Source organism: Streptomyces sp. NPDC001220 (assembly GCF_053597895.1).
Genome location: NZ_JBSFJE010000009.1, coordinates 48824 through 66611, shown reverse-complemented (window position 1 = coordinate 66611; position 17788 = coordinate 48824). Strand labels below are relative to the sequence as shown.

General features: G+C 71.5%; 16 protein-coding genes. 8 read left to right on the top strand and 8 right to left on the bottom strand.

Features of this window, described 5'->3' with window-relative positions:
* Positions 1–82 precede the first annotated feature (82 nt).
* The 6 genes from dacB (at position 83) to folE (ending at position 7844) form a co-directional block, all read left to right on the top strand.
* Positions 83–1681, top strand: coding sequence for a D-alanyl-D-alanine carboxypeptidase/D-alanyl-D-alanine endopeptidase (gene dacB / locus ACWDGI_RS22105; RefSeq protein WP_450761497.1), 1599 nt, complete (start codon positions 83–85; stop codon positions 1679–1681).
* Between the two features lie 142 nt (positions 1682–1823).
* On the top strand, positions 1824–2957 hold the full coding sequence (locus ACWDGI_RS22100) for a zinc-dependent metalloprotease (protein ID WP_450761495.1): 1134 nt from the start codon (positions 1824–1826) through the stop codon (positions 2955–2957).
* Positions 2958–3148: 191 nt separating this feature from the next.
* A complete protein-coding gene (gene tilS, locus ACWDGI_RS22095; protein WP_450761493.1) occupies positions 3149–4243 on the top strand; it encodes a tRNA lysidine(34) synthetase TilS in 1095 nt (364 codons plus the stop codon).
* A gap of 50 nt (positions 4244–4293) precedes the next feature.
* Positions 4294–4854 (top strand): hypoxanthine phosphoribosyltransferase, encoded by a 561-nt coding sequence (gene hpt, locus ACWDGI_RS22090; RefSeq protein WP_450761986.1) that lies wholly within the window; start codon positions 4294–4296, stop codon positions 4852–4854.
* Positions 4855–5062: 208 nt separating this feature from the next.
* Positions 5063–7102, top strand: a complete 2040-nt coding sequence (ftsH, locus tag ACWDGI_RS22085) for an ATP-dependent zinc metalloprotease FtsH (protein WP_450761491.1) — start codon at positions 5063–5065, stop codon at positions 7100–7102.
* A gap of 136 nt (positions 7103–7238) precedes the next feature.
* Complete coding sequence (gene folE / locus ACWDGI_RS22080; RefSeq protein ID WP_450761489.1) at positions 7239–7844, top strand: GTP cyclohydrolase I FolE; 606 nt, start codon at positions 7239–7241, stop codon at positions 7842–7844.
* A gap of 15 nt (positions 7845–7859) precedes the next feature.
* Here folE and ACWDGI_RS22075 read toward each other — a convergent pair whose 3' ends face one another.
* The 6 genes from ACWDGI_RS22075 to ACWDGI_RS22050 all read right to left on the bottom strand — a co-directional run bounded on the left by ACWDGI_RS22075 (position 7860) and on the right by ACWDGI_RS22050 (position 13120).
* Positions 7860–8348, bottom strand: coding sequence for a DUF3180 domain-containing protein (locus ACWDGI_RS22075; protein ID WP_360492240.1), 489 nt, complete (start codon positions 8346–8348; stop codon positions 7860–7862).
* 50 nt (positions 8349–8398) lie between these two features.
* Complete coding sequence (gene folK, locus ACWDGI_RS22070; protein ID WP_450761487.1) at positions 8399–9010, bottom strand: 2-amino-4-hydroxy-6-hydroxymethyldihydropteridine diphosphokinase; 612 nt, start codon at positions 9008–9010, stop codon at positions 8399–8401.
* On the bottom strand, positions 9007–9366 hold the full coding sequence (gene folB, locus ACWDGI_RS22065) for a dihydroneopterin aldolase (RefSeq protein ID WP_351748877.1): 360 nt from the start codon (positions 9364–9366) through the stop codon (positions 9007–9009). The genes folK and folB overlap by 4 nt, the downstream gene beginning before the upstream one ends.
* 323 nt (positions 9367–9689) lie before the next feature.
* Positions 9690–10193, bottom strand: a complete 504-nt coding sequence (locus ACWDGI_RS22060) for a nuclear transport factor 2 family protein (protein ID WP_450761485.1) — start codon at positions 10191–10193, stop codon at positions 9690–9692.
* Entirely contained in the window at positions 10190–11197 is a 1008-nt protein-coding gene (folP, locus tag ACWDGI_RS22055; protein ID WP_450761484.1) for a dihydropteroate synthase, read from the bottom strand. Before folP ends, ACWDGI_RS22060 begins: the two co-directional genes overlap by 4 nt.
* 111 nt (positions 11198–11308) lie before the next feature.
* On the bottom strand, positions 11309–13120 hold the full coding sequence (locus ACWDGI_RS22050; RefSeq protein WP_450761482.1) for a phosphatidylglycerol lysyltransferase domain-containing protein: 1812 nt from the start codon (positions 13118–13120) through the stop codon (positions 11309–11311).
* Between the two features lie 224 nt (positions 13121–13344).
* Between ACWDGI_RS22050 and ACWDGI_RS22045 the strand changes: the two genes are divergently transcribed.
* The gene (locus tag ACWDGI_RS22045) at positions 13345–14472 is read left to right on the top strand and encodes an alpha/beta hydrolase (protein ID WP_450761480.1); all 1128 of its coding nucleotides are present in this window, start codon (positions 13345–13347) and stop codon (positions 14470–14472) included.
* A gap of 97 nt (positions 14473–14569) precedes the next feature.
* The gene (locus tag ACWDGI_RS22040; protein ID WP_450761479.1) at positions 14570–15760 is read left to right on the top strand and encodes a hypothetical protein; all 1191 of its coding nucleotides are present in this window, start codon (positions 14570–14572) and stop codon (positions 15758–15760) included.
* A 185-nt stretch (positions 15761–15945) separates the two neighbouring features.
* Here ACWDGI_RS22040 and ACWDGI_RS22035 read toward each other — a convergent pair whose 3' ends face one another.
* Entirely contained in the window at positions 15946–17274 is a 1329-nt protein-coding gene (locus ACWDGI_RS22035; RefSeq protein ID WP_450761477.1) for a PH domain-containing protein, read from the bottom strand.
* Entirely contained in the window at positions 17271–17774 is a 504-nt protein-coding gene (locus ACWDGI_RS22030) for a PH domain-containing protein (RefSeq protein ID WP_450761475.1), read from the bottom strand. Before ACWDGI_RS22030 ends, ACWDGI_RS22035 begins: the two co-directional genes overlap by 4 nt.
* Positions 17775–17788 lie beyond the last annotated feature (14 nt).

Below are 17788 nucleotides of genomic sequence, written 5' to 3'. Positions count from 1 at the left end.
TGTCCCTCACGCAGGTGTGTGATCGCGAAAGGGGCTGGTGGTCGTGCCAGAGCTGAGGCCTTGGCAGTCCGCGAAACCGCGTGTGCGGAAGATCGCGGGTGCCGTGCGACCGGGTCTGGCACGCGTGGTGACCGCCACGAAACCGCAGGTCAAGCGGTTGGGGCGAGCGGTCGGACCGCAGCTGGCACGCATCACGCGGGCACGGGCACCCCGGCCGGCCACCCTGGTCCGCCCCCCTCGTCCCCGGAACCTCAGGACCTGGCAGTACACGGCGGGCGCCGCCACGGCGGGGCTCGCGCTGGCCGCCGGTGTGGTGACCGCGGCGGGCCCCTGGGACGCCAACGGTCAGCGTACGGCCGAGCGGGACCGGGCCGCCGCTCCGGGACGGACGGGTGGCGCAGATCACGGTTCCGGCACCGCAGCGGGAGAGCCGAGTCCCGCGCCCAGCGCCGGATCCGTCCTGACGGGCCTTGGCGCCGCCATGAACACCGTGAAGTCGGCGCCGAGCGGAGAACCCGCCGGAATCTCCGGAACGGCCGTCACGGACCTCCTGGGGCCCCTTCTGGACTCCTCGGCGCTCGGCGCCACCCGCACCGCCGTGGTCGTCGACGTGTCCACCGGCAGGCGCCTCTACGGCGCCGGCGCCGACACGGCCCTCACCCCCGCCTCCACCACCAAGATCGCCACCGCCGTCGCCGCCCTCTCCGCCCTCGGTCCCGACCACCGCATCACCACGCGCGTGGCCCTCGAACCCGGCACCAGGGAGGTCGTCCTGGTCGGCGGCGGCGACCCCACCCTGACCGCCCGCAAGGACCCGGGCGGCTGGGCCGGCCTGCGCACCCTCGCCACCGAGACGGCGAGATCGCTGACCGCGCGGGGCATCAAACAGATCACGCTCTCGTACGACACCACGCTCTACAGCGGCCCCGACCTGCACCCCATCGGGGTCAACGACAACATCGCGCGCGTGAGCCCCCTCATGGCCGACGAGGCCCGCACCGACGGCTCCGCCAACGGCCCTGCGATCCGGGTGGGCGACCCGGCGGCCGACGCGGCACGGAAGTTCGCGGGCTTCCTGACCGACGCCGGCATCAAGACCTCGTCGCCCGGCACCTCCAAGGCGAGCAGCCGGGCCGACACCCTCGCCGCCGTCTCCTCGCCCCCGCTGTCCGCGATCGTCGAGCTCATGCTGACCAACAGCGACAACGACATCGCCGAGGCCCTGGCCCGCCAGACGGCACTGGCGAGCGGCCGGCCGGCCAGTTTCGCCGGGGGAGCGGCCGCCATCCAGGCCCAACTGGCCCAGCTGGGCCTGCCGATGACCGGCGCCTCCTTCCACGACGGCAGCGGCCTGAACCGCGACGACCGGCTGACGGCGAACCTGCTCACCGCCCTGCTCGTCAAGGCCGCCGACGCGGACCGGCCGGGCCTGCGCCCGGTCCTCACCGGCCTGCCCGTGGCCGGGTTCACGGGCACCCTGAGCACGCGTTACACGGACGGCGCGGCCGGCGTCGTACGCGCGAAGACCGGCACCCTGACCGGGGTCAACACCCTGGCGGGCACGCTCGTGGACAAGGACGGCCGCCTGCTGGCGTTCGCCTTTCTCGCGGCGGACACCACGAGTCCGCAGGAGGCCCAGGAGGCACTGGACCGGACGGCGACGGCGCTGGCAGGCCTGTGAACCGCGGCGCCCGGCCGGCGCCGACACAGGCCCACACCGGCCGGCGCAAGCACCACCAACCCCGCCCACCGCACAAATCAGCCGCACCTTCACCAACCTCCACGGCCTGCCCCAAGTGGGAGCGCTAACGTACGGTTGACGCATGACGAGCATCGGTGGCGCTGCTTCTTCTGGGATGGTCGACTGGAATCTCGCGGTGGCGACCGCGACCCGGCTCGTGCGGCCGGGCCCCGAGGTGAGCCGTGACGAGGCCCGGGCCATCGTCGCGGAGCTGCGGCGGCACGCGAAGGCCTCGGAGGAGCATGTCCGGGGCTTCACTCGTATGGGGAACGACGACATCCACGACACCCCCGTCCTGGTGGTCGACCGCCCGGGCTGGGTGAAGGCCAACGTCGCCGGGTTCCGTGAACTCCTCAAGCCGCTGCTGGACAAGATGCAGGAGCGGCGGGCCGGCAGTCCGGGCGGCGCGGTACTCGGCGCGGTCGGCGGCAAGGTCACCGGCGTGGAACTCGGCATGCTGCTGTCGTTCCTGTCCTCCCGGGTGCTCGGCCAGTACGAGACCTTCGCCCCCGCCTCCCGCGACCTCCCCGCGGACGAGCACGGCGGCGGACGGCTGCTGCTGGTCGCCCCGAACATCGTCCACGTGGAGCGCGAACTCGACGTACAGCCCCACGACTTCCGCCTGTGGGTGTGCCTGCACGAGGAGACCCACCGCACCCAGTTCACGGCGGTGCCCTGGCTGCGCGCCCACCTGGAGGGCGAGATCCAGGGATTCCTGTCGGAGACCGACGTCGACCCGATGACCGTCCTCGAACGGGTCCGGGACGCCGCACAGTCGCTCGCCGGGGGCCGTCCGGACGCCGAGGAGGACGACGGCGGACGGTCGTTCGTCGAGCTGGTCCAGACCCCGGCCCAGCGCGAGATCCTCGGCCGGCTGACCGCCGTCATGTCCCTCTTGGAGGGCCACGCCGACTTCGTCATGGACGGGGTGGGACCGTCGGTCGTACCGACCGTCGCCGAGATCCGCGAGAAGTTCCAGCAGCGGCGGGCCAAGGGCGCCTCCCGCCTGGACACGACCCTGCGCAAGCTGCTCGGCCTGGACGCCAAGCTCCGGCAGTACCGGGACGGCGAGCGGTTCGTGCGGGCCGTCGTCGAACAGGTCGGCATGGACGGCTTCAACCGGGTGTGGACCTCCCCCAACACCCTGCCCACGAAGGCCGAGATCGCCAAACCGGCGGACTGGGTCGCGCGGGTGCATCGCAAAGCCGAGTCGTGAACCGACGGGGGTGTGGTGAATCGGATCCCGCCGACGGCAGGCGAACGCCCCTCCAATCACCCGTCCGAGGGACCGTGAGCGATGGGTAGGCGTGCGATGCTCGGGGAACGGCCCGTTTCTGTCACCATCTACACACTCTGAGTGACCGATCTCGGGTTCACCCCCCGAAAACTTCATGAAGGGAACCGGACATGGGTCCCCATCCTGCGGTCGCGGCGATACGCCTGGCGGTCCGCCGCGTCCTCCACGACATCCTCACCGACAACAGTTCCTACAGCCGTACCACCGGTGAACGCGCCGGTGGGCGCATCGTCGCGCGCCTCACGCGCCCCGTCGGAGACATCCCGGAACAGTCACCGAACGAGCGGCCCCCCTCCCCGCTCGTCCTCGTGGCATGCTCCGGCGGCGCCGACTCGATGGCGCTCGCCTCCGCCCTCGCCTTCGAGGCCCCCAAACTCGGCGTCCGTGCCGGCGGCATCACCGTCGACCACGGCCTGCAGCCCGGCTCCGACCTGCGGGCCGAAGAAGTCGTCCTGAGACTGCGCGAACTGGGCCTGGACCCGGCCGAGTCGATCACCGTGACCGTCGGCCGCGACGGCGGCCCCGAGGCCGCCGCCCGGGACGCCCGCTACGCCGCCCTGGACGCCGCCGCCGAGCGGCACGGCGCCACCGCGGTCCTGCTCGGCCACACTCGGGACGACCAGGCCGAAACAGTCCTGCTCGGGCTCGCCCGCGGCTCGGGCATCCGCTCCCTGTCCGGAATGGCCGCGGTCTCGGGGGCCGGCGGCCGTTACCGTCGCCCGTTCCTCCAGCTGGACCGGCAGACCGCCCGCAAGGCCTGCATGGTCCAGTCCCTGCCGGTCTGGGACGACCCGCACAACGCGGACCCGGCCTACACCCGCTCCCGGCTCCGCCACGAAGGCCTGCCCGCCCTGGAGAAAGCCCTGGGCAAGGGCGTCGTCGAGGCCCTCGCCCGCACCGCCCAGCTCTCCCGCGACGACGCCGACGCCCTCGACACCTGGGCCAGCCAGGCCGAGGCCTCCGTACGGGACGCGGCGGGTCAGCTGGAGTGCGCCAAGCTCTACGCCCTGCCACCCGCCGTCCGCCGCCGGATCCTGCGCCGCGCGGCCATCGAGGCGGGCGCACCGGCCGGTTCGCTCTTCGCCCGGCACATCGAGGAAGTCGACCGGCTGATCACCGGCTGGCGCGGTCAGGGAGTGATCAATCTCCCTGGCAAGGTCGTCGCCCAGCGTCAGGGTGGCAGACTGGTGATCCGGCAAGGCTGAATCCGCACCCCCCCGGGGTCCGGGCTCCGCCGGTGGGACGACCGAAAGTGATGCGGGTGGACGCGAAAGACATGGGTGCCGACCTTCAGCGGGTACTCATCACCAAGGAAGAGATCGACGCGAAGCTGGTCGACCTGGCCGCGAAGATCGACGCGGAGTACGCGGGCAAGGACCTGCTCATCGTCGGCGTCCTCAAGGGCGCGGTGATGGTCATGGCCGACCTCGCCCGGGCGCTGTCCACCCCCGTCACCATGGACTGGATGGCCGTGTCCTCCTACGGCGCGGGCACCCAGTCCTCCGGTGTGGTGCGGATCCTCAAGGACCTCGACACCGACATCAAGGGCAAGCACGTCCTGATCGTCGAGGACATCATCGACTCCGGACTGACCCTGTCCTGGCTGATCAACAACCTCGGCTCCCGCGAGCCCGAGACCCTGAAGATCTGCACCCTGCTGCGCAAGCCGGACGCGGCCAAGGTCGCCATCGACGTCGAGTGGGTCGGGTTCGACATCCCCAACGAGTTCGTCGTCGGTTACGGCCTCGACTACGCCGAGAAGTACCGCAATCTCCCGTTCGTCGGTACGCTCGCGCCCCACGTCTACGGCGGCTGAACCCCGGCTGATACGCCGGAGGGTCCACTTACGTAAGACGATCGGGAACCCCAGCGGGTTTCGCGCCGTTGGAGCATGCAGAGACGGGTTTGCCAGCCGTCCGAGCCGCTCCGTGCGGCTTCGGGTAGTCATGCTGGGGTACCGTCAGAAGAACTGTCTTATCAAACTCACTATGGCAGGAGGGACGGGGCGACACCGCTCCGTATGGATGGACGTGAAGCGATACTTCCGTGGGCCGGTCATGTGGATCGTGCTGGCCGTCCTTGCCGTGGTCGTGTTGATGCAGGTCGTCGGCTCGTCCGGCGGCTACAAGACGGTGGACACCGGCCAGGTCGTGGCGGCGATCAACGACAACAAGGTGGAATCGGCGAAGCTGACCACCGGTGACGAGCAGACCATCAAGGTCACGCTCAAGGACGGTCAGAAGGTCGACGGCAGCTCGAAGATCCAGGCGAGCTACATCGGCGACCAGGGCGTGACCATCGCCAACACGCTGCAGACCAAGTACCAGGACAAGCAGATCCCCGACGGTTACACCGTCTCGCCGACCAAGCAGAACGCTTTCGTCGGTGTCCTGCTCTCCCTGCTCCCCTTCGTCCTCATCGTGGTCGTCTTCCTGTTCCTGATGAATCAGATGCAGGGCGGCGGCTCCCGGGTCATGAACTTCGGCAAGTCCAAGGCGAAGCTCATCACCAAGGACACCCCGAAGACGACGTTCTCGGACGTCGCGGGCTGTGACGAGGCCGTCGAGGAGCTCCACGAGATCAAGGAATTCCTCCAGGAGCCGGCCAAGTTCCAGGCGGTCGGCGCCAAGATCCCCAAGGGCGTGCTCCTCTACGGCCGTCCCGGTACCGGCAAGACGCTGCTCGCGCGTGCCGTCGCCGGCGAGGCGGGGGTGCCCTTCTACTCGATCTCCGGTTCCGACTTCGTCGAGATGTTCGTCGGTGTCGGTGCCTCCCGGGTCCGCGACCTCTTCGAGCAGGCCAAGGCGAACGCCCCGGCGATCGTCTTCGTCGACGAGATCGACGCGGTCGGCCGTCATCGCGGCGCCGGCCTCGGCGGCGGTCACGACGAGCGCGAGCAGACCCTGAACCAGCTGCTCGTCGAGATGGACGGCTTCGACGTCAAGGGCGGCGTGATCCTCATCGCCGCGACGAACCGGCCCGACATCCTCGACCCGGCGCTGCTGCGCCCCGGCCGTTTCGACCGTCAGATCGCGGTCGACCCGCCGGACCTGCAGGGCCGTCTGGAGATCCTCAAGGTTCACCAGAAGGGCAAGCCGGTCGCGCCCGACGTCGACCTCGCGGCGGTCGCCCGCCGCACGCCGGGCTTCACCGGCGCGGACCTGTCGAACGTGCTGAACGAGGCGGCGCTGCTCACGGCCCGCAGCGACCGCAAGCTCATCGACAACCAGATGCTCGACGAGGCGATCGACCGTGTGGTCGCGGGCCCGCAGAAGCGGACCCGGATCATGTCGGACAAGGAGAAGAAGATCACCGCGTACCACGAGGGCGGCCACGCCCTGGTCGCGGCGGCTTCCCCCAACTCCGACCCGGTCCACAAGATCACGATCTTGTCCCGTGGCCGTGCCCTCGGTTACACGATGGTCCTGCCGGACGAGGACAAGTACTCGACCACGCGCAACGAGATGCTCGACCAGCTCGCCTACATGCTGGGCGGCCGCGCGGCCGAGGAACTGGTCTTCCACGACCCGACCACCGGCGCCGCCAACGACATCGAGAAGGCCACGGCCACCGCTCGCGCGATGGTCACGCAGTACGGCATGACCGAGCGTCTCGGCGCGATCAAGTTCGGCGGCGACAACACCGAGCCCTTCCTCGGCCGTGAGATGTCCCACCAGCGCGACTACTCGGAAGAGGTCGCCGCCCTGGTGGACGAGGAAGTCAAGAAGCTCATCGAGAACGCGCACAACGAGGCCTGGGAGATCCTGGTCGAGAACCGTGACGTCCTCGACAACCTCGTTCTCCAGCTGCTGGAGAAGGAGACCCTGGGCAAGGAGGAGATCGCCGAGATCTTCGCCGCGCTCCACAAGCGGCCCGCGCGGCCCGCGTGGACCGGCTCCTCCCGCCGTACGCCGTCCACGCGCCCGCCGGTGCTCTCCCCGAGGGAGCTCGCACTGACCAACGGGGCGAACGGCTCGACGCCGGCTATCAGCACCGCGAAGTCCACGGCGGCCGAGTCCGCCCCGGCGGTCGAGAAGGCCCCGGAGGACCGTCCCGAGAGCTGAGTCACACCGGTATCACCCGGCTCGGAATGGATGCCGCGCCCCCCAGGATCTAGCCTGGGGGGCGCGGCTTTTCGGTATGCCCGCATATGAGGCGCGTGACCCACAGGCGCCCCCTCCAAGGAACGAGGCACCTCAGATGACCGACCCCGTGACGCTGGACGGCGAGGGCACCATCGGCGAATTCGATGAGAAACGTGCCGAGAACGCCGTACGCGAACTCCTGATCGCGGTCGGCGAGGACCCCGACCGTGAGGGGCTCCGGGAGACTCCGGCGCGGGTGGCGCGGGCGTACCGCGAGCTGCTGGCGGGGAACCACCAGCAGCCCGAAGAGGTCCTGACGACGACCTTCGATCTCGGGCACGACGAGATGGTCCTGGTCAAGGACATCGAGATCGTCAGCCTGTGCGAGCACCACATGCTGCCGTTCCACGGCGTCGCCCACGTCGGCTACATCCCGGCGGAGACCGGCAAGATCACGGGACTGTCGAAGCTGGCCCGCCTGGTCGAGGTGTTCGCACGCCGTCTCCAGGTGCAGGAGCGGCTCACCACGCAGGTCGCCGACTCCCTGATGCGCATCCTGGAGGCCCGGGGCGTGATCGTCGTCATCGAGGCGGAGCACATGTGCATGTCGGTCCGGGGGATCCGCAAGCCGGGTGCCAAGACGACGACGTCGGCGGTTCGCGGCCAGCTCCGGGACGCCACGACGCGCGCCGAGGCGATGAGCCTGATACTGGCCCGCTGACCGCCCGGACGGGGCTCAGGCGGCCGGCTCGGCCCCGCTGTGGTGGTTGTCGTCGTCCTCCGGGAGCTTGCACACCCGCTCCAGGAACATCGCCGCCGCTATGACACCGATGCCGGCGACCACCGAGAAGGCCGCGTAGAGCGCCTGGTCGCGGCGGGCCGGGAGGTCGAGGAGCTCCAGCAGGAAGGCGCCCGTGCCGCCGTACATGCCGGCGACCAGGGCCGCGACCAGGGCGCTGGCCTGGCCGAAGACGACCGCGCGGGCGGCCATCAGGGGATCGACGCCCTTGGCACCCGGGCGACGCTCGCGCTGGGCCCGGAGACGGGCGCGCAGCGAGAGCGCCGTGGCGAGCAGCACCACGGCGATCAGGGCGAGGACGATCGGGGCGGCCACCGGCACGCTGGGCAGGGTCCCCACCGCGTTCCACAGGCGGGCCCCCGCCCAGGACAGCACCCCGGCCACGACGAACACGCCGGCCAGCACCCTGATCCGCAGCTCTTTCACTGTCTTCCTTCAGCTCCCCCGCAGCGATGTGGTCGTGTCGACCTTAACGACTACTCGGGCAGTCGGAGTTCCAGGTCCGCACGTGGTTCCACACCGTGCCGGGTGACGGTCGCCAGCAACTCGGCGACCGTGCCGCGGCCGGGCACCCGGGCCTCGGGGTCGACGTCGTACCAGGGCGCCAGCACGAAGGCACGCTCGTGGGCGCGCGGATGCGGCAGGGTGAGCTGCGGATCGTCGGAGACGACGTCCGCGTAGGCGACGATGTCGACGTCCAGGGTGCGCGGGCCCCAGTGCTCGTCCCGCACCCGGTTGAACGCCTCCTCCACCGCGTGCGCCCGCTCCAGCAGCGAGGACGGCGGGAGGGTGGTCTTCAGCACCACGATCGCGTTGTAGTACGTCGGCTGGCTGCCGGGGTCGACGCCCCACGGCTCCGTCTCGTACACCGGCGACACGGCCTTGATGCGGACGCCCGGGGTGTCCTCCAGGGCGTCGATCGCGCCCTGCAGGGTCTCCAGGCGGTTGCCGAGATTGGAGCCGAGGGCGACCACGGCGCGTTTGGGGTTGGAGAGGGTGGTGTCGGCGGCGTCGACCTGCTCGACGACGGAGGCGGGCACCGGCTGGACGGTCGGGTCGCTGGGACCCCGCAGAGAGGATGCGGTCATACTCGGCTCCGGGTGATGGTGACGGTGACGTCGTCGAAGGGGACGGTGATGGGCGCGTCCGGCTTGTGGACCTGGACCTCGACCTCTCTTACCCCCTCGTGCTTGAGGCAGACCTGGGCGATCCGCTCGGCGAGCGTCTCGATCAGGTTCACCGGCTCCCCCTCGACCACGGCGACGACCTCTTCGGCCACCACGCCGTAGTGCACGGTCTTCGTCAGGTCGTCGTCGGCCGCCGCCGGCCGGGTGTCCAGGCCAAGGACGACGTCCACGAGGAAGGTCTGGCCCTCCTCGCGCTCCTTGGGGAAGACACCGTGGTGCCCGCGGGCCTTCAGGCCGCGCAGCGCGACACGATCCACGCGAATCACTCCTGCAATCGTCGGTAACGGCGAGGTCGTATCGCGTGCGGGCGATCGACCGGCCTCAGACGAATCTACCTGCGGGCACTGACATAGCCGGGTCACGCGGCGGTGGCCCGCGCCGGGGGTTACAGGGTTCATCGTGTGTTTTCCCTGGAGAACCCGGCGGCTCACGGGCCGGTAGCCGCACCTACTGGTGAGTTCGTGATTCCAGCCACTTCTTGGGCCACGCGGACCGCACGGGCCTCGGCGGACGGCGGCGGACCGGCCGGACGGCTCGGGGGGCGCGGGTCTCTGGGGGGCGGGTCTCACGAGGGCGGGTCTCAGGAGGGCGTGTCGTCGTCCTCGTCCTCGTCGGTCTCCGACAGCACCGGGGAGGCGTGGTGGGACCAGAGCTTCCAGCCGTCCGGGGTACGCCGGAACACGTTCGTGGCGACGACCAGCTGCCCCACCAGCGGGCCCAGCTCCTGCCCGCCCGTGGGGGCCGGGCCGCCGCTGAGGATGTTCTCCGTGCAGGTCACCAGGGCGGTGTCGCCGGTGACGGAGACATGCACGTCGGTCAGGAAGAACTGGATGTAGTCGGTGTTCGCCATGATCAGCGCGTACGACCGCAGGACCTCACCGCGGCCGTTCAGCACCGGCCAGCCCGGGTGCACGCAGGAGACCACGCCGGTGTCCGCCGGATCGTGGTACTCCTCGTCGACGCCCAGGTCGGCGGGGGTGAGCCAGAGGCCGGACACCGCCTCGAAGTCGGCCCGCTCCACTGCCTCGTAGAAGGCGGTGTTGGCGGCCTCGACCTGCTCGACGTCGGTATGGGGGGCGCTCACCGGGCTCCCTCTGTGCGGTGGGGAGGGTTCTGCGGGGCGTGTGAGGCGTGTGAGGCGTGCGGGGCCTGGGGAGCTTGCGAGGCCTGGGGGGCCGGGGGCGCCTGCAGGGCTTGCGAGGCGTGCGCGCCCGGCGCGTCCACTCCCGTGCGCGCCCCCTCTATCGCGCGCGCGACCCGTACCGCGTCCGCCGTGGCGCGCACCTCGTGCACGCGCACCGCCCACGCGCCGGCGTGCGCCGCGAGCGCGGAGACGGCGGCCGTCGCCGCGTCGCGCTCCCGGGCCGGCGGAGGCGCTCCCTCGGGTCCGGCCAGGACCCGGCCGAGGAACCGCTTGCGGGAGGCGGCGACGAGCACCGGATGCCCCAGGGCGTGCAGCCGGTCGAGGTGGGCGAGCAGGGTCAGGTCGTGCTCGGAGTCCTTGGAGAAGCCGAGGCCGGGGTCGACGACGATGCGGTCGGGGGAGATGCCGCCGGCCAGGACCGCGTCCACGCGCGCGTGCAGCTCGTCGAGGACCTCGGCGACGACGTCGTCGTACACGCCCCTGACGTTGCCGCCGTCCAGGAAGCCCCGCCAGTGCATGACGACGAAGGGGGCGCCCGACTCGGCGACGACCGGGATCATGTCAGGGTCGGCGAGGCCGCCGCTGACGTCGTTGACGAGCGCCGCGCCGGCCGCGAGGGCCTGCTGGGCGACGGAGGCCCGCATGGTGTCGACGGAGACGACGACGCCTTCGGCGGCGAGGCCGCGGACCACGGGGATGACACGGCGCAGTTCCTCGTCCTCGTCGACGCGGGTGGCGCCGGGGCGGGTGGACTCACCGCCGACGTCGACGAGGTCGGCGCCCGCGGTGACGAGGTCGAGGCCGTGCTTGACGGCGATCGTCGTGTCGAACCAGCGGCCGCCGTCGGAGAAGGAGTCGGGGGTGACGTTCACGACCCCCATGACCGCGCACCGGTCCCATGCCGGAAGCCCTGCCACCTGGCCACGTCCGCTGTGGTTGCTCATACGTTCAGCGTAGGCCCAGGAAACGGCGGGCCTCCCGGGTGGCCTTCGGGCAGGCCCGAGCGGGGCCCCGGGCTGGAGGGGGAGGGGCGCCCGCTCGGGCCGGTCGTGGGGTCAGGCCGCTCGTATGCCCTGCTCGGCGACGCCGTGGGGGCAGGGGCGGGCGGCCGGGCTGCTGCGGCGCAGGAAGCGCGGCAGCGGAAGGGCGAGGCTGACGAAGCCCTCGGCCTGCATGGCGGCGAGGCCGATCCGCGGCAGGTCGCCGGAGGCCCGGTAGACCACGAAGCGCGGCTCCCAGCGCGGCTGGAACTTCGCGTTGAACTTGTAGAGCGACTCGATCTGGAACCAGCGGGACAGGAAGACCAGCAGCCCGCGCCAGGCACGCAGCACCGGGCCCGCGCCGATCTTCTCGCCCCGCGCGAGCGCCGAGCGGAACATCGCGAAGTTGAGCGAGATCCGGGCGATGCCCAGCTTCGGGGCGGCCTGGAGGGCGGCCACGATGAGCAGTTCGTTCATCCCGGGGTCGGCCGCCCGGTCGCGGCGCATCAGGTCCAGGGAGACGCCGTCGGTGCCCCAGGGCACGAAGTGCAGGATCGCCTTGAGGTCGCCGTAGGGACCGGGTGTCTCGTCGGCCTTGTGGGCGGTGGCGATCAGGCAGTCACCGTCGGCGGCGTCGCCGATGCGGCCCAGGGCCATCGAGAAGCCGCGTTCGGTGTCGGTGCCGCGCCAGTCCTCCGCCGCCCGGCGGATGCGGTCCAGTTCGGCCTCGCCGAGGTCACGGATGCGCCGCACCCGGGTTTCGTAGCCGGCCCGCTCGATGCGCTTGACCATCTGGCGCACGTTGCGCATCGCGCGTCCGGCGAGCGAGAAATCCGCTACGTCCACCACCGCCTCGTCGCCCAGTTCGAGGGCGTCCAGGCCGGTCTCCCGGGTCCACACCTCGCCGCCCGTCTCCGAGCAGCCCATCACGGCGGGGGTCCAGGAGTGGGCCTTGGCCTCGTCCATGAAGCGTTCGATGGCGCCGGGCCAGGCCTCGACGTCGCCGATCGGGTCGCCGCTGGCGAGCATCACGCCGGAGACGACGCGGTACGTCACCGCCGCCTTGCCGCTGGGAGAGAAGACGACCGCCTTGTCGCGGCGGAGCGCGAAGTGGCCGAGGGAGTCACGGGCGCCGTGCTTCTCCAGGAGGGCGCGCAGCCCGGCCTCGTCCTCCTCGGTGAGGTGGGCGGCGGGGTGTTCGGGGCGGAAGGCGAGGTAGATGGTGGTGACCGCGGTGATCAGGCCGAGGGCGCCGAGCGAGAAGGCGACCGTCCAGGAGGTGGACCCCTCGTAGTCGACGGGGCCCTCGAAGCCGAACAGGCCGTACAGGACGTGGGTGATGCGGTCGGCCAGGCTCGGGTCGCCGATCGTGCGCTTCGGGTGGGCGCTGACGATGACGAGCCCGAGCGCCAGCGAACCGGCGCTCATGAGCACGAAGTTGGCGAGCGCCCGCCACCGGCTGCGCGGGTCGGGCAGCGCCTTGAACTCGCTCCGGTGGATCACCAGGGGCACGAACAGCGCCAGTGAGATCAGGGCCCCGATGACCGAGTGCCGGTACACGAACTGCGACACGGCGCCGGCCGGCAGGAGCGCGACCGCGGCCCGCCACGCCCGGCGCTTGCGCCGCTTGAGCCCGTGCGCGAGCAGCAGCAGCAACACACCGACACTGAGCGAGAGCGCGGCGGCGAACGGCCCCAGCGACCCGGGCAGCACCTCGGCCATGGCGTGCATACGGCTGTGCCTGAAGCGCGGGAACACACCCGCGGCGATGTCCAGGACGCCTACGACCGCGCACGCCCTGCCGACCAGAGCGGGGACCGCCTCAGGGCGCGGACTACGGACTATGCGCCGCGCCCGGCTTGATCGGCCCGGAACCCCGCCCGACATTTCCCCATCTATCCTGACAGACATCGCATCCCGTAGTTCTGCGAGAGACCTTGAATCCGGGCCCGATTCGGGCATCCGGCGACATTGCGCCCTCTAGGACGGTGTCTCGGGGGGAGAGGTTCACTCCCCATCGGAAAGCCGGGTCAAAGGCCAAGGAAAGTCCGGGGCAAGCCTCGCTGAAAGCGGCGGTCGTCACGGGGGAAAGCGCAGGCAGGGAGCACCTCATGGGACTCACGAGCGATAAAACGCTGGCATTGGCGATCCTGTTCGCCGTACTGCTGTTCGTCGGCACGGTGTGGTTGTGGCCCCGGCTGGCCCGCCGGAACTGGCGGGCCGTCAGTGGTCGCGTCGGCCTTCTGCTGGCCACTCAGACGCTGCTCTTCGCATGCCTCGGGATAGCGGCCAACCAGTCCTTCGGTTTCTACGCCAGCTGGGCGGACCTGTTCGGCAGGGAGACGGACCAGGGTGTCGTCGTCGACCACGCGGTGGGCGGCGCGGGCCGCGGCCCGCTCCACGTGATCGCCACCTCCCACGTGCACGGCGCCCCCGGTGTGCAGCCACAGTCGGCCGGTCAGATCCAGCAGGTCGACATCGTCGGCCGTACGACCCACATCGCCACGCCCGCCTACGTGTACCTGCCGCCGGAGTACTTCCAGCCGCAGTACCGCACCCGTACGTTCCCGGTGACGGTCGTCCTCACCGGCTACCCGGGCACCGCGCGGTCGCTCGTCGACAAGCTGCACTACCCGCGTACGGCACAGCAGCTGGCCAAGGACGGGCGGATGCGGCCGATGATCCTGGTGATGCTGCGGCCCACGGTCGCACCGCCCCGGGACACCGAGTGCGTGGACGTCCCGGGGGGCCCGCGGAGCGAGAGCTTCTTCGCCAAGGACCTGCCCGACGCCGTGGCCGCGCACTACAGGGTCGGCGGGAAGCCGGGAAGCTGGGGGATCGTCGGCGACTCGACCGGCGGCTACTGCGCGCTCAAGCTGGCGATGCACCACCCCCGCGTGTACGCGGTCGGCGCGGGCCTGTCCCCGTACTACAAGGCGCCCGTCGACCCCACGACCGGTGATCTCTTCCAGGGCGACGGGAAACTCCGCGACCGCGCGAACCTGTGGTGGCTCCTCGGGCACGAACCCGCTCCGGACACGTCCTTGCTGGTCACCAGCAGCAGAATCGGAGAGACCAATTACAAGGACACGGTGAAATTCATCGCGCGCGTGCAGGCCACGAACCTGACCCGGATCTCGTCGATCATCCTCGACAGCGGCGGCCACAACTTCAACACCTGGCGCCGCGAGATCCCCGCGACGCTCCAGTGGATCAGCAGCCGGCTGAGCGACCGCTGAGGGCGGCCCCCGGCGACGCAATGCGAAGACTTCGTTGTCGCCGTGTTTTTACGGCCCGGGGCACCACGATTCGCCTACGCGCGGTAAGTTTCTGGCCATGCCACGTGGACGTCACCGTCATTCCCCGCCTTTGCACAGGCTGTTGCCTCCTTCGGCGATCGCCGGTGTCTCCCTCGTCTGCGCTCTGGGCCCCTGGTTGTTCTCCCAACCGACGGTGCTGCGCATGCTGGCCGCGATAGCCGCGGCGACCGCGGCCGTCGGTGCCGCCGTCATGCGCCGCTGGGACAGCGAGGCGGGCAAGCAGGTGGCCGACCTGTCACGCGCGCGTGCGAGTGACGAGTGGCGCCACGAGGAGCGGATCGCCGAGCTGGAGACCGACCTCGAGGAGTCGCGGGAGCTGCGCGCCAAGCTGGAGCAGCGACTGCGCGCGAAGCGGTCGGAGCTGGCGGGACTGCGCAACGAGCACGCGTCCCTGCTGCGCCGCTACGCCACGGCCGAGACCGAGCGCGCGAGCGCCCTGGAGGGCCGCCGCCTGCTGGAGATCGAGGCCACCGTGCCGTCGAACGCCCTGCCGGCCGCCCGGACCGCCGAAGAGGCGGAAGAGCCCGCGGAGGCGGCGGGCGTCGAGGAGCTGGAGGTCGAGGAGACGGCCCCGGCGGTCTTCTCGCCGGAGGGCTCCAAGCTGTTCCTGCGGGCCAAGGTGGCATTGGCCCGCTTCGACGAGGGCGACGCACCGGCGGTCGAGTCCGACGCCGACATCGACACCGAGGGCGCGACGGAGACGACCGCCGCACCCGACGCGCCGAAGGGCGAGTCCGCACCGGAGGACGAGGAACAGGGGAAGCCCGAGGCGGTCGACGGGCATACGCGCGCGGCCGCCGTCACCACTGCCGAGCCGGCGGACACCACCCCGGCCCCGACGGAGGAGGACGCCCGCACCACGTCGGCACCGTCCGTCAACTCCGTTAAGCCCACCGGGCACTTCACCGTGCCGACCGCGGTGGCCGTGCTGCCGGCCGCGCCCATCCCGCGTCCGCTGGTCACCGGCGGGTTCGACTTCTTCGGCACCCAGAAGGGCTCGGCCGCCGGCGGGCTGGACTCCATGCACAACGAGGACCTCGCGGACGTCGTCGGCCAGGAGGCGCTCGCGCTCCACAAGGCCGAGTCCGAGGCCGAGTTCAAGCCCGCCGACCCGGAGACCCGGGGCGTCGGCCAGATCATCGACCTGACCGCGCACGACGAGACCGAGCAGATCAACCTCGGCGGCCTGCGCAGCGCCGCCTCCTGACCACCGCGGCACCTTCGCGGAAGCCGCGCCGATACCGATTCGGTCCTGAGCCGGTCCTGAGCCGGTCCTGAGCCGGTCCTGAGCCGGTCCTGAGCAGGTCCTGAGCCGGGGCACCCGACGGGTGCCCCGGCTCAGGCGTTCCCTTGGCCGTCCGCGGGCTCCCCGGCGCCCTTCGGGCACCGTGCTCAGGCCATCCAGCGGTCCGGACGCGCCGAGCGGCGGCCCGTCCGGGACCGCTCGGCCTGCTCCCGCAACAGCGACGCGGCCGCCCCCGCGTCTCGCAGACGGGCCGTCACGGTCTTGTCCGCCCCCGTGTCCACATGAACGTCCGCGAGCCGCCACAGCCGCTCCCAGGGCCCCTGCGTCAGCCGTACGCTCTGGACCTTGGCGTGCGGGACCAGCGCCAGGCGCCGGCGCAGCAACCCGTGCCGCGCGGCGAACACCGTCTCCGTGACCGCGAGCCCGTAGCCGCGCCACCACAACGGAACGCACCAGCGGGCCCGCCGGGGCGGCCGGGGCAGCTCATCGGGCACCGTCACACCGGGCAGCACGCGCGCGACGACCGACTCGGCGACCGCGCGCGGCGCGACCGGCACCAGCACCGAGTTCGCCGACCCGGCCACGTCCAGCTCCACCCGCACCCAACGCAGCGGCCGCCACAGCAGCGGCTCCACGATCCGCACGGTCTGCACCCGCCCCGGCGGCACCGTCTCGTGCGTGCGGTCGAGCAGCCCGTGGTCGATGCGCAGCCCGTCGGGGGACTCCCCGACCGTCCAGTCGTACTCCCCGACGAACCTCCCCACACTGGTCGTGGCCGCCGCGCCGAGCAGCGGCAGGGCGGTGGCGAGGACCGTCCACACGCTGTGGGTGGCCAGCCACAGCACCGGCGGTACGACGAGGGCGGCGGCCAGGGAGCCCCAGGTGGCGCCCGTCAGCACGAGGGAGAGCGCGAGCTTGCCCGGGGGCACACGCATCAGCTCGTGCGCCGGCGCCTCGCCGACTTCGCGCGCCGTCTCGGGCGCGAATCCGGCGGCGCGCGCCAGCAGCTCCGCGCGGAGCGCACGCGCCTCACCCTGCCCCAGGAAGGCCAGCTCGTCCTTCTTGTCGGTGCCGACGACGTCGATGCGCAGCTTGGCGACACCCGCCACGCGCGCGAGCAGCGGCTGGGTCACGTCGACGGCCTGGATCCGCTCCAGCCGGATGTGCGCGGTGCGCCGGAACAACAGCCCCGTGCGTATGCGCAGTTCGCTGTCGGTCACCGCGAAGTAGGTGAACCACCAGCTCAGGAAGCCGTACAGTGCGCCCGCCGTGACCAGGACGGCGAGTCCGGCCAGGAGCATGGTCGTGGTCAGCTTCGTCAGCTGTTCCTGGGCCTGGTTCGGGTCGTGCACCGCCCAGCCGGTGAGCACCGCGACCGGCGCCCACGCCCGCCGGAACGGCGTCACGGGATGCAGCCGCCGCTCGCCCACGGCCTTGCCGGCGCGTATGGCGCCGTCGACGCCGGGCGCGGTCACAGGCCCGCCGATCGGGCTTCGCCGAGCTCGGTGAGCCGGTCGCGCAGCCGTTCCGCCTCGGCCGGGTCGAGGCCGGGGATGGCCGCGTCGGTAGCGGCGGCCGCCGTGTGCAGCTGCACGCTCGCCAGGCCGAAGTACCGCTCGACGGGCCCCGAGGTCACCTCCACCAGCTGCATGCGCCCGTACGGCACCACGGTCTCCTCGCGCCACAGCACGCCGCGGCTGATCAACAGGTCGTCCGCGCGCTCGGCGTACCGCCAGGAACGCCAGTTGCGGCCGATCAGCACCCAGCCCCAGGCCATCACGGCCAGCGGCAGCAGCGCGAAGGCCGCCCACACCGGCCCCGCGAGCAGACCCGGCAGCAGGCCCACGGCGAGCGTGAGCAGCCCCAGCCACACCACCAGCAGCAGCCGCCGCATCCGCAGCAGGCCGGGCGGCAGCCCCGTCCACACCCGCTCGGTCTCCATCGCCCCGGCACCGGCCGGGCTCCCCGTCTCCATGAGGTCAGCGTACG

Coding starts and splice junctions, on each gene's coding strand:
- ACWDGI_RS22045 (WP_450761480.1), top strand. CDS start 13,345: ATGGGACTCACGAGCGATAAAACGCTGGCATTGGCGATCCTGTTCGCC.
- tilS (WP_450761493.1), top strand. CDS start 3,149: ATGGGTCCCCATCCTGCGGTCGCGGCGATACGCCTGGCGGTCCGCCGC.
- ACWDGI_RS22100 (WP_450761495.1), top strand. CDS start 1,824: ATGACGAGCATCGGTGGCGCTGCTTCTTCTGGGATGGTCGACTGGAAT.
- hpt (WP_450761986.1), top strand. CDS start 4,294: ATGCGGGTGGACGCGAAAGACATGGGTGCCGACCTTCAGCGGGTACTC.
- ACWDGI_RS22050 (WP_450761482.1), bottom strand. CDS start 13,120: ATGTCGGGCGGGGTTCCGGGCCGATCAAGCCGGGCGCGGCGCATAGTC.
- ACWDGI_RS22040 (WP_450761479.1), top strand. CDS start 14,570: ATGCCACGTGGACGTCACCGTCATTCCCCGCCTTTGCACAGGCTGTTG.
- folK (WP_450761487.1), bottom strand. CDS start 9,010: ATGACCGCATCCTCTCTGCGGGGTCCCAGCGACCCGACCGTCCAGCCG.
- ftsH (WP_450761491.1), top strand. CDS start 5,063: ATGGACGTGAAGCGATACTTCCGTGGGCCGGTCATGTGGATCGTGCTG.
- ACWDGI_RS22030 (WP_450761475.1), bottom strand. CDS start 17,774: ATGGAGACGGGGAGCCCGGCCGGTGCCGGGGCGATGGAGACCGAGCGG.
- folP (WP_450761484.1), bottom strand. CDS start 11,197: ATGAGCAACCACAGCGGACGTGGCCAGGTGGCAGGGCTTCCGGCATGG.
- folE (WP_450761489.1), top strand. CDS start 7,239: ATGACCGACCCCGTGACGCTGGACGGCGAGGGCACCATCGGCGAATTC.